General features: G+C 37.1%; 12 protein-coding genes. 3 read left to right on the top strand and 9 right to left on the bottom strand.

The genetic code is table 11. The annotated features are described in order from the left end of the window. Positions 1-12: 12 nt before the first annotated feature. From Q0W25_RS03645 to Q0W25_RS03630, 4 genes are all read right to left on the bottom strand, one after another. On the bottom strand, positions 13-528 hold the full coding sequence (locus Q0W25_RS03645) for a class I SAM-dependent methyltransferase (RefSeq protein WP_298519051.1): 516 nt from the start codon (positions 526-528) through the stop codon (positions 13-15). Then, positions 521-1,366 (bottom strand): pantoate kinase, encoded by an 846-nt coding sequence (locus Q0W25_RS03640; protein ID WP_298519048.1) that lies wholly within the window; start codon positions 1,364-1,366, stop codon positions 521-523. Before Q0W25_RS03640 ends, Q0W25_RS03645 begins: the two co-directional genes overlap by 8 nt. Before the next feature lie 81 nt (positions 1,367-1,447). Further along, on the bottom strand, positions 1,448-1,957 hold the full coding sequence (locus tag Q0W25_RS03635; protein ID WP_367269924.1) for a flavodoxin: 510 nt from the start codon (positions 1,955-1,957) through the stop codon (positions 1,448-1,450). Positions 1,958-2,052: 95 nt separating this feature from the next. Beyond that, positions 2,053-3,276 (bottom strand): FprA family A-type flavoprotein, encoded by a 1,224-nt coding sequence (locus tag Q0W25_RS03630; RefSeq protein WP_298519045.1) that lies wholly within the window; start codon positions 3,274-3,276, stop codon positions 2,053-2,055. 88 nt (positions 3,277-3,364) lie between these two features. Between Q0W25_RS03630 and Q0W25_RS03625 the strand changes: the two genes are divergently transcribed. Together Q0W25_RS03625 and Q0W25_RS03620 are read left to right on the top strand one after the other, a co-directional pair. After that, on the top strand, positions 3,365-4,030 hold the full coding sequence (locus Q0W25_RS03625) for a histidinol phosphate phosphatase domain-containing protein (RefSeq protein ID WP_298519042.1): 666 nt from the start codon (positions 3,365-3,367) through the stop codon (positions 4,028-4,030). Next, a complete protein-coding gene (locus Q0W25_RS03620) occupies positions 4,027-4,491 on the top strand; it encodes a DUF2115 family protein (RefSeq protein ID WP_297826771.1) in 465 nt (154 codons plus the stop codon). Before Q0W25_RS03625 ends, Q0W25_RS03620 begins: the two co-directional genes overlap by 4 nt. On the opposite strand, the gene Q0W25_RS03615 is transcribed toward Q0W25_RS03620, so the two are convergent. The 5 genes from Q0W25_RS03615 to metG are packed head-to-tail and all read right to left on the bottom strand — an operon-like array spanning position 4,483 to position 10,229. Beyond that, positions 4,483-5,151: a 2,5-diamino-6-(ribosylamino)-4(3H)-pyrimidinone 5'-phosphate reductase gene (locus Q0W25_RS03615; RefSeq protein WP_297826774.1), complete on the bottom strand. Its 669-nt coding sequence runs from the start codon at positions 5,149-5,151 to the stop codon at positions 4,483-4,485. The genes Q0W25_RS03620 and Q0W25_RS03615 overlap by 9 nt on opposite strands. Before the next feature lie 8 nt (positions 5,152-5,159). Then, positions 5,160-6,173 (bottom strand): multidrug transporter, encoded by a 1,014-nt coding sequence (locus tag Q0W25_RS03610; RefSeq protein WP_297826777.1) that lies wholly within the window; start codon positions 6,171-6,173, stop codon positions 5,160-5,162. 5 nt (positions 6,174-6,178) lie between these two features. Beyond that, positions 6,179-6,643, bottom strand: coding sequence for a helix-turn-helix domain-containing protein (locus Q0W25_RS03605; RefSeq protein ID WP_297826779.1), 465 nt, complete (start codon positions 6,641-6,643; stop codon positions 6,179-6,181). Between the two features lie 7 nt (positions 6,644-6,650). Continuing rightward, a complete protein-coding gene (locus tag Q0W25_RS03600) occupies positions 6,651-8,228 on the bottom strand; it encodes a DUF530 domain-containing protein (protein WP_298519038.1) in 1,578 nt (525 codons plus the stop codon). A gap of 12 nt (positions 8,229-8,240) precedes the next feature. Beyond that, positions 8,241-10,229: a methionine--tRNA ligase gene (metG, locus tag Q0W25_RS03595; protein WP_298519035.1), complete on the bottom strand. Its 1,989-nt coding sequence runs from the start codon at positions 10,227-10,229 to the stop codon at positions 8,241-8,243. Between the two features lie 158 nt (positions 10,230-10,387). On the opposite strand from metG, the gene priL reads away from it, so the two are divergent. Next, positions 10,388-11,719, top strand: a complete 1,332-nt coding sequence (gene priL / locus Q0W25_RS03590) for a DNA primase large subunit PriL (protein ID WP_298519032.1) — start codon at positions 10,388-10,390, stop codon at positions 11,717-11,719. Positions 11,720-12,043 lie beyond the last annotated feature (324 nt).

Genomic DNA, 12,043 nt, shown 5'->3' with positions numbered 1-12,043 from the left:
AAAAGAAGTTAATCATCTCTTCAGATTCGGAGTCCATAAGTCAAACTCCTTAATCAGCGGAGGAATTCCTGAATCATGATAAGTTTCTAGATAACCCTCATCACTGGCAATCTCTTCACCGCTTCCTATAGCTGAGTTGAAAAACTCCAAAACGCCCCTGTTTCGAATTACTGTATGCTTTGGCTTGAAGGTTGAAGACCATATATAAAATACCTTAAAAACAGTGTCAGGATGATATCCTCCTCCCAAATCAATAGCTAAAACATCACATGACGAGGTTATCTTAAACACTTCGGCCAAAATCTCATGCAATCTGACATCTCCCGAAATGAAACTAACGTTTTCAAGCTTTTTCATTTCATCAACAGCTTCAGGGGAATTGTCAACAGCTATTATGTTACATGTGTCCGGAATCAATCTGGTGGTTCCTCCAACATGGCAACCCAATTCTATGACTGTGTCCCCATCACTTACCAAATCCAGTATATCCTGGCGATAATTCTTAATGTCATAGCTAAGTTTAATCATAAACAATCCCAATGTTGTTAAGTTTATCTATATGCAAGTCTTCGATGTCTAGCTTTTTGAAAGCATCCTCATCATATGCGAATGCGAATGCAGTATTTCCAAGCATTGCCATGGAACTTCCTAAAATATCACTCGAAGAATTAAAATAATCAACTAAATTTTTGACTTCCTCAGACATCAACCCTATTTCATGGGCGAACTGATTTGAAAATAACAAAAAGTTTTCCAAACTTGATTCCTTTTCAAAGAGTTCCAGATGTTTTCTTCCTGATGCAGAAATGATTTCCTTATGCTTAGAATCCGTGATGATTTCGGATGTTTCTATTTCTCCAAAGGTCTTATATGCTATGAAAACATCCTGCTCAAAGGATTTGATTTCTCCGATTCCCGGAGCCCCCGGAGAAGTCCTCAACACAAGTCCTCTTCCTGTTTGGGCTATCACATCGCCCAGGCCTGCTCCAAGATTCACTTCCGCCATATGGGCAACCTGACCGCACAGCTCTTCTGAATATCCCAAGTCAAGAAACTCATTTAATGCCAAAGACAGGCTAAGCGCGGAAGCCGCCGAAGTTCCAAATCCTGCACCGATTGGAAGCTGAATGTCTTGAGCAATCTTAAAATTGGTTTCAACCTCAAGAATTGACAATACCTCATCAATTACAGTGCTGTTGCCCTGATTGACATCTATTTCCAATTCATCAGAAGGTGAAATTGTTGTCTTAACTCCTTTTGAAAGCAAAAAGCCGACACCGCAGGATCCGTTTTTCAGGCTGACATCATGATTTTCAATGCTGAAAAAGCCGGTTATGTGGCCAGGTACGAAAACTGAATTTGTCATAATAATAGATATTGTTTTTTATTTAATTAAACTTTTGAGTGATGATGGTCTTTAAAAAAATTTAAAAAAAAATGATTTTAACTACTCATTTAACCAGGCTTTTACGGCTTCTTTTGAATCGTAAACCTTAGCTCCCGGAATTGAAAGGCCTTTCTTGATTTCAGCTCCTTCACATAGTTTTTTCAAGTCCTTTTCACTGGAGCCGAATCCTGATCCTTCATGAGTTACGAACGCCTTTACGACTTTTCCTGAAAAATCAAGCTGTTCCAATTGGGTAAACATAGGCATCGGAAGTGTTCCCCACCAGTTTGGAAAACCAATGTATACTGTATCATAATCGTCGATACTATCAAGAGTTTCTTTGATTTCAGGCCTTGCATCAGCTTGCTGTTCCTTTTTGGCGACATCAATGCATTGCATGTAATCTGCAGGATACTCGACTGCAGGTTCGACTTTAAAAAGGTCAGCACCATCGAATTCCTGAATATATTCGGCAATCACTTCTGTATTACCCTTTTCGATGTTTTTAAGTTCCCCTCCAAAATAATTTTCACCGCTTCTTGAAAAGTAAATTACTAAGCTTGACATAATATTAACTCCTAAATTATTTTTTAAATAACCTGATATATAATGTTGTTGTTTGCAACAATTAATTTTTGAAAAAAATAATAAAAGAATAAAGTTATTTATTCTTTGATGGATCTTGCTAGTGCTGCACCTTTTTCGAATGCTTCAGCCAAAACGTCTTCGTCAGGCACGAACAGCACATCCATAGTATCAGTTACAGTGAATCCTGCTTTTTCAAGGTCATCCTGAAGTTTTTTGACAGCTCCTCCACCCCAACCTTTAGATGAAAAGATTAAAGCACTTTTCTCACTGCCGGTGCCTTTGAAATTAACGCAGTCAAGCCAGTACATCATGTTACCGATTCTTGGAAATGCCTTGTTCATCATTGTTGGAGCACCTAAAGCAATAGCTTTGGAGTCAAGAATATCTGTAATAACATCATCAGGACCATCTTCCTGCATGAAATACATTGCAACTTCAACGCCTTCGCTCATGATACCCTCAGCTATTTGATAAGCGAGCTTTTCAGTTGAGTGATGCATTGTATCATAGATTACAGTAATCTTATCTTTGCAGACGCCTGATCCCCATTCGGTGTATTTTTCTACGATTGGGGCAGGATTTTTCCAGATTTGACCGTGGCACGGTGCAATCATCTTAATGTCATTGATTAAACCAGTGTCTGTAAGCTCTTGCAATTTCATTCTAAGCATTGGAGATCCTAGGGTTACAAGGTTAGCATAGTACTTTTGAGCTTCCCTAAGCAAGTATTCAGTATTATAATCCTCATCGAATCTTTTTGAGTGTGCCAAATGCTGACCGAATGCATCGTTTGAGAACAGTATTCCCTCTTCAGCAAGCAAGGTAAACATGCTGTCAGGCCAGTGAAGCATCGGAGCGGACACGAATTTTAATGTTCTTCCGCCAATGTCCAATTCATCGCCTGTTGCAACAGGAGTAATTTCCAAATCTGAGAAATTGTGATATTGTGCTTCTAAGAAATTAATACAATTTTGTGATGCATATATTTCAGCATCAGGGTTGTATTTAGCAATGGTTTCTCTTAAGAAAGTTGAATGATCCATTTCAGAATGGTTTTGAACAAATACGTCAATCTTGAACTCTTTTCCTTCCTGTTCAAATGCATCTCTTACTCTTGCATCGAACTGTTCAAACATTCCTCTGTAAACATTATCAATCAATACAGTTTTTTCTTCACCAAATACTAGATAAGCATTGTAGGTAGTACCTGGAATTCCATATCCGTGGAAGGTTCTACTGTGCCAGTGGATTACTCCAACCCAGTAAACACCATCAGCCATTTTTACTGCTTTCGCTTTCATTTCAATTACCTCATAAATATTTAGGTTATATAAATTTATATTCTATGTATTATATAAAATATTATATTTAACAAAAAGAGGTTATATTTTGAACAAAAGAATCGATTTACATATGCACAGTTTATTCAGTGACGGAGAACTGTTGCCCTCAGAACTTGCAAGAAGAGCATTAAAATTGAATCATGAAGCAATAGCCATTACAGATCATGTTGACTGGTCAAACGTTGAGACAATCCCTGCAATCCAGGATGCAATTGACGACATCAATGCAAATTGGGATATCACAGTAATTTTAGGTGCTGAAGTCACCCATGCCCCAATAGAATCCATTGACGGAATAGCTGCAAGAGCAAAAGAGTTAGGGGCAAAGATTGTTGTTGTACACGGTGAAACATTAAACGAACCTGTTACACCTGGAACAAACAGGGCTGCAGTTGAATCCGAAAATATAGATATTTTAGGACATCCTGGCTTAATTACAGTTGAAGAGGCCGAACTTGCAAAAGAGCATGACATCTATCTGGAAATCTCTGCACGCCAAGGACACTGCCTTGGAAACGGACACGTTGCAAATGTCGCACGTGAAGTCGGAAACAAGCTCCTTGTCAATACCGATACACACTCCCCTGACAACATAATCACATTCGAAAAGTCATATGAAATAGCTTTAGGTGCAGGACTGACCCATGATGAAGCGATGAAAGCCATTGTGGACAATCCAAGAGAACTTCTGAAATCAAAAGGAATATTATGAAAGCATCAAAACTATTGAAGATTATTCAGGAAAATTTAAAGGACTATCCGATAGATTACTTAAGGAATAAGGCTACCGATGACAGATACAAGGATCCTTTAACAAAAAAGCTTGCAAAATATAACTCAACTGTGTATGATGAGATATACGCACTGGAAATAAAAGATGATTTTGAAATAAAAGATGCTGTAATAAAAAACATCCAGGCGGATATCGGGTTTTACTTTGACAGGTATGCATCAGGTGATGTGGAAACCCGTGAATTTACAAAATATATTTCTCTTTACCTTGCACTTATAGCCAAAAAGCCTCTCCATCCATTTAGTGAAAACAAAAAAGATGACGTGTACTATTTTGATGGAGACTATTTCTGCAAAGGCCGCATGAAATACATTCATGACAAAAAGTCTCTTTGCAGATACTGTGTTTGTAAAAATGTGGGATTCAGCGGATTATTTTAACACTTTATATGTTAAAATCAAGTCCTTTCCCAAACTGTATGAATCTACCAATTCCAATCTGGCAGCCAAATCCATTACTGGAAAGCCTTCACCATCAAAGAACGTTTTTGCTTTTTCCCCTCCGACAACCATCGGAGCAATGCAAATTCTTATCTCATCAATGAGACCTGATTTAATCATGGAAAAGTTCAGTGTGGCTCCTCCTTCAAGCATCAGCTTTTCTATTCCCTCTTCATGCAGATAGTTCATCAGTGAAACCAGGTCCACATGCTCGCTTCCGGAAAAAAAGAATTTTACGCCCCTATTTTTGAAAGTTTGATATTTTTCAGATTTTAAAAAGTCATCCTTATATTCATTTGCAACTGCAATGACTGTTTTTGCGTCTTCGTTTGTAATTCTGGCGTCGATTGGAGTCCTGCATTTACTGTCTACCACAACTCTTAGAGGATTATCATCGGGATTTGCATCCACCTTATGTACGGTCAGCCTAGGATCGTCTGCCATGACTGTGCCTATTCCCACCATTATCGCATCGCATTCTTTTCTAAGTTCATGGACCCTTTTCAAATCTTCTTCGCCTGAAATATTAGAGCTTCCATTTTCTGTAGCTATTTTGCCGTCCAAAGTCATTGCTGCATTCAAAATTACGTAGGGCTTCATTCTTTCACCTAAATATGATAAAACATTTCCTTTATATGCAGGAAGTTAGCCAATGTCTGGTTTTCAATCATTCCAGGCATTACAAGTGCTACAAGAATACCCAATATACCGAATATTATTCCTATTCCCCAGATTATTTTTACTGCATCCTTTTCAGCAATAGGTTTTCTTAAAACAAGACGAATCAGGGATTTGAAACCTTGTTGAGGCCTTACCAATTTTCCTTCATCGTTCAATTGGGTTGGCTTTTGTTGCTGACGATTCATAACTCCTGCTGAATAGAATTTTAAAGCGGCATCGATAATGTTCGGCATCAGAACAATGAATGCGATTAACTTTACACGACCTATGAATGCAATTGACACGATTGCTGCACCAATAATCAATGTACCTGTATCTCCAGGGAAAATCTGTGCAGGATATCTGTTGAAATATAAAAATGCAATAAGTGCACCGAGCATACTCATGGATATGATTGTTACGTCATATTTTCCTAAAATGATACATGCGATGGTCAGGGAAGCCAATGATATGATACCCAATCCTGATTCGATTCCGTTTAGGCCAGCCAGCATGTTTGTCAAATTGGAACCTATGGAAAGCGCAATAGGTATTGAAATCAAATACAATAATCCTACATTAGGCGGTGCTGCCCAAATCAATGGAAGGCCTGCTAAAAATAGTAAAAAGAACTTTTCCTTTGATGAAAGAGCAAGCAAATCATCTACAATTCCAATTATACCTACAAGCAATATTACAACCAATACAATTACTAACGGGAATGTTAAAAGGTCGTGCATGTAAATACCTGAAAACATTCCAATAATAAATCCGAACAATATTCCAAATCCGCCCATTTCTGCTACGATAGGCTTCCATGATTTGTGAATGTCTTTTCCTACAATATCTGCAGCTTCAAGCTTTCTTATAATCCTCGGCATAGATAATCTGGTTACAAAAAATGAAAGTAACCCGCAGATTATAGCTATTGCATACAAAGGAAGTTGTGGTAAAATCATCATAGTTATCACTTTTTGTTTAGGATATTATACACAGTTCTGAGTGGAATATCCAATTCTTCAGATATCTCCTTTGCGGAGAGACCCTCCTCTTTTAAGGATTTCACTTTACTGTGGTCATGTTTCCTGTTTCTGTTATCAAATTTTTCATTTGTTTTATTAAGTAAATAATAAACGCGATTAAGGGTTATGCCCATTTTTTTTGAAATTTCTGTTGGCTTAAGTCCGTCTTTAGCCAGTCTCAATACGAAATCTTCAGCACCGTTGGTTCTGCTTTTGGCTCCCCAATTATATCTCTTCTTAACTTCAATGTCCAACTGCTCTAATGCTTCGATATATTTTTTGGAAGTCCTTTTATAAACGCTTGGGGAGCATGTTATCTCCGTTAAATTGGGATATTCCTCGATTAAATCCACTATCCTTGATGAAGTCAATACGCTTGTCACGTGAACTGTTGTTATGCTTTCGTCCATATTATCACTATTTCTTTATCAAATCAAGGAATTTCTTGGATTTATCGCTTTTAGGATTTTTTATTGTATCTATATTCTTTATTTCTTTTTTGATTTTTGATTCGTTGATATTGAATGCATTGCTGATTTCTTCAAGCTCCATGTCTGAATTCAGATGTATCAATGCAGCTCCCAATGCAGCATTATTGAATTTTATGTTTGAGCTCTTGATTTGCTTTTCGAACTTGAATTTTTCATACAGCAGCAAATCCATTTCATATACTGGGATAATCTTGATATCTGTGAAACTCTGTAAAATCTCGATTACATTTGTTTCTGTTGTTTGAAAGACTTTCCGTTGCTCTCTATCCAGTTCAACACGGATATATGGGAACGGACCTATGTCTATCTTTCTTGAGTTATAGGATGTTGTCAAATAAAACCTAAACATGTCCCATTTTATCAAAGTGGAGGCTATGTTTACAAGAGTATTCTTATATATGTTGTCCCTTATTTTCAAATCGCGGTTCAATGACCTGTTCTTGTTTCCAAACTTGTCAAGATAGTTGAAGCTTTTTAACTTTTCATCGATTTTTGATTTTCTCCAGGATTCTATTGTATCTACATCGTCCTTATCTATAAAGTCAGGAGTTTGGTTTTCAAACTCGGCAAGGATGCTGTCGTAGTTGTTTATCCTTTTGAAATCGGACAGTCTTCTTTTTAAAATATCCTCTTTAATCTCATTGATTATGCTTTCACAGTACCTGACATAAGCAATGGCCAAAGCTGTTCTTGCATGCTGGTCGTCAATGATGGCCGGCTTGGTTCTATGGAACCTCAATTTCTCAATCCTGACGCGCCTGCCATAGATCCTTCTCACTTCTTCCTCATAATTGTTTACGTATTCAGAATCAAGAGTAACGTTCTTTCGGACCATCCTGTTGTTTTCATCCTTAAATCTGATTACAAGAGATATTGTTTTTACAACACCTTTACGTTCCTGTTTCAATATGTTTAAAACTTTTTTGAGGGCCTCCCTTCCATAACTTGAAAGCTGGTTCCTTAGAACCATATAATTTCCTGAAAGGGGCAGGTATGGAATGATTTCCAGCCTGTGTGTCAGTGCCCTGTTAACCTTAAATGAAAATGACTTACATCCGCATGTGCACTTGGAATCCATTTTTTTATAGTCATCCATTGAATACTTCTTATAACAGGAATCGCATTTTACATATCCGTATTGATTAAGGTGTCCAATAGCAATCTTGTGTGAATCTATGGCTGATTTAACCCTATCTAAAATATTCTTTTTGGCATTGGCTTTGGTTTTGAAAATCTGGTTGTGGCGGCTGTTTTCACCGACCTCTTCCATCGCAACATCGGCTACTGCCTTGGTTCCATAACGGCTTAAGGATGTAAAAGGAGTGGTATATCCTTGTGCATCCATATCGTCCTTTAATTTTTGCAAATAGTTTAATCTGTCATCTAGCTTAAAGTAAAGATTTTTGAAATTATCAAAATCATCAATATTTTCCAGACTAATTGACTCGTTTGATATTTCTCTTAAGTATTTCTCTGCTTTGTTTACCAGGACAGAATCTTCCATAACAATCAAATTTTATTGAATTCTTTCACCGATTTCAGCATTTTCATCAGGAGATAATAATGCTCCGCTTTCTCCTGTTGCTAAAATCATTCCTTCGGATAATGTTCCGAATAATTTTGCAGGCTGTAAATTGGCTACAACACAGACTTTCCTGTCTACCAATTCTTCAGGAGAGTAGAATTTTGCAAGGCCTGCAACGATTTGCCTAGGTTTTTCCTCTCCTATGTCAACCTGTAATTTTAATAACTTATCTGATTTTTCTATTTTTTCAGCCTCTAAAACTTGACCTATCTTAATTACAACTTCGTCAAAATCATCAATACTGATTAAATCACTCATGTTTTCATCCTCATTTTCATTTAAGTTTTCCTTTAGTTTTTTCTTTTCTTCATCAATAACGTCGTCATCAATCTTTTTAAACAAGGGTTTAGCTTTATTGATTTCATATCCTTCAGGTAGTGGAACTTTTGCGTCTTCCCAATCGTCAAGATTGTTCAAATTAATAATTTTAGCTATTTCATCAGCTTTGGTTGGCAAATAAGGTTTCAATACGTAAGCTAATGTTTTTGCCAATTGATTGGATAAATGTAGGCAGTTTGCTGCCTTTTGCATGTCCTCTTTTACGGCTTTCCATGGCTCGCAGTCATTGAAATATTTGTTTCCCTTTTTAGCGACCTTGAATATTTCAAGCAAACCTTCCCTGAATTCAAAGTTGGTAATATATTCACCGACTGCATCAGGCAACTCCTGAATGGCTTTTCTGAATTCCTCATCCTCTTCGGACGGGTTTTTGTATTCAGGAACTTTGCTGTCAAAGAACTTGCGTGTGAATGTGAATGTCCTGTGTAGGAAGTTTCCGATTACATCTGCCAATTCGTCATTGTTCCTTCTTTGGAAATCGTCCCATGAGAAATCTGAATCCTTATTTAAAGGAGCATTGATGGTCAGGAAGTACCTTAACAAATCAGGTTCGAAGTCTTTAACAAAATCGGCTATCCATATAACCCAATTTTTACTTGTAGACATCTTTTCTCCTTCAAGAGATAGGAATTCACCGGCATAAATCATGTCCGGCAATTTGCAATCATGTGCTTTTAAAAGGCCCGGCCAGAATATTGAATGGTGGTAAATGATGTCCTTACCGATGAAATGAACGACAAAGTCATTCCAGTATTCTTCCCATTTATTTCCGGTTTTTCTTGACCATTGGGCCGCTGAGGAAATATATCCTAAAAATGCTTCAATCCATACGTACAATACCTTTCCTTTAGCTTCTTCAAGAGGTACTGGAATACCCCAATCCATATCCCTTGTTAAAGTCCAGTCATTCAATCCATCTTCAAGCCAGTTCATTGCATAGTTTCTTACATTTGCGGGAAGATTTTCATTGTTTGCAATGTAGTCCTTCAAATCATCCTCGAACTCTGATAATTTGAATGCATATTGGTATGTGTCTTTAATGATTGGTGTTGTTCCGCAGGTTATGCAGTGAGGTTCATCAAGTTCTGTTGGATCCAATGCCCTTCCGCATTTTTCACAGTGATCTCCTCTTGCTTCAGAACCGCAAACAGGACATAATCCTTCAACATACCTGTCAGGAAGGAACTTATTACAGTTTGGACAGTAGAGCTGTTCCAAATCCTGCCTGTAGATTAATCCTTCATCATATAAGTCCTTAAAGAAGTTTTGTGCTATTTCATAGTGAATTTCATCTGTGGTCCTTGTGAAGTTATCCAGTGAAATGTTCATTGATTCAACGTCTTTTACAATCAAATCGTGATATCTTTTTGCAATCTCAATCGGTTTTTTGTTTTCCTTATCCGCTTTAACTGCAATTGGGGTTCCGTGTTCATCGGTAGCGCAGACCAAAAGCACGTCATTGCCTATCATACGGTTATATCTTGCATATATGTCAGCAGGCAAGTATGTGGAACGTATATGGCCCAAATGACACGGCCCGTTTGCGTAAGGAAGTGCACATGATATAAATATTTTAGTCATTTAATATTTCTCCTCAATTAATTTAAACATGATTTAATTATGTTATTCATATTTAATAAATTATATTTTTTAACGCTGTTATAGATTAATATTTTAAACTCAAAATTGATTTTAAAAATGAGATAGCTATTTAAAACATGAAATAAAAAGTTAAAAACATGGCTGAAGTTTCTTTTATTAACCCATTATCTGATGAAGGAAGAAGAATCATTGGTGGATACGGTGATTTGGACCAGATTTTTCAAGAAGATGAAGATTTGATTGATATCTGTACCCATACACTGAACCAGAGAATATCCGACGACTCACTGATTCCGAAATCATATGCTGATTATGCGATGAAACGTGTCCAATGGGCAATCGAGAAAAAGAACAACAAAAACTTCAGACAGGCTGAATTTGAATACCTGACCAACGAGGAATTGTATTCCATTGATGTCGTTACATTCCACATTCTATGCCAGGCAATCGCAATTCAGTTCAACTTAGGCTCCCGTGAAACAAGGCTGTTCATCGAATCACAGGGACTTCTCATTTTGGAAAGGCTTGCAAAAATACCTCCGATGGCAAGGGCAGATATAATCGATGAAGTGCTTGATGAAGTAAAAATAGACGGTGCAATCAATTGGAAATCCCTAAGAGATGTTATAGCATCAAAAAAACTTAAACTAAGCGATTTATTGATTGATAACGGAGACATCATACTCCAGCAGGACGACTTCCTGGAGAGATTTGCCGATGAATTCCATGACAGAAATCCGGAAAGGATGTACGGCATACTGATAGGAGATAGCGTCAAAGAACAGATCCTTTCAAGACTGATTATGCAAAAGACTGAAGAGTATATTGCAAGAATCAAGGAAATGTCAGCAAGAATCGAGATTCACCCTGCAATCATAAAAATAGGAGAGCAATTGAAAGAGTTCATTCCGGACGAAATAAGCAAATACAACCAATATTATGCCGGAAGCGGAGGAATCTACGGAAGCGTGCAGGCAGGAAAGCTAAATCCTGATGCATTCCCACCATGCATTGAAGCAACCGTTAACGGAGTGTCTTCAGGAGGACGTAACGATGCAATAGTGCTTCTTTTAACTTCATTTGCATCATATGCAAGACTATATCCAAGAATTTTCGCTTCAGATGAAACCGTGAAGGTATCCGATATGGACCCTGACCTGTCAATTACTGAAAATGAAATTCTGCCGTTGATTTTTGATGCCGCAGACAACTGTACACCACCGCTATTTGAAGACCAGCCACAGGAAAAGATAAACATCATTTCAAAACTGGGCTTCGGTATGCATGACAAGGTTGACATCAATCACGAAGGCGAAACAAAATGGTATACTCCAATGAGCTGCGAGAAGATAAAGATACACCTGCCTCAGCTATGCCATCCCGACAAATCATGCAAAGGCATAAACAATCCCCTTTCATGTTACGGACGCAAGAAATATCAACTCGACAACCAGGCCAAGGAAGAGTAATGCCCTCAAAAATAAATGTCAATTAAAATAGTCCTTTTATATTTAATAAACATAAAAATCCGATTTGATAATTGAACAAATCCATAACACTAGATTAAAATAATATTGTTCTTTAATTTCTATTGTTTTATATTAAATCGAATTAAAACACACTAATTTTAATTTAAATCGTAATACTTTTTATAATATAAATTATAAATTATATAATATGATTTAATTTGTTTATGGTGATTCTTAACAGTCGACAACAAGAATCCATAAATATAGAAATTAAATTATGCTCATTACAGAATTTAAAAAAATATTTTTTTAATAAATGGTGGA

Source organism: uncultured Methanobrevibacter sp., assembly GCF_947166415.1.
Taxonomy (GTDB): Archaea; Methanobacteriota; Methanobacteria; order Methanobacteriales; family Methanobacteriaceae; genus Methanocatella.
Note: the sequence above shows the minus strand (reverse complement) of the source record. Positions and strands in the feature narration are given on the sequence as shown.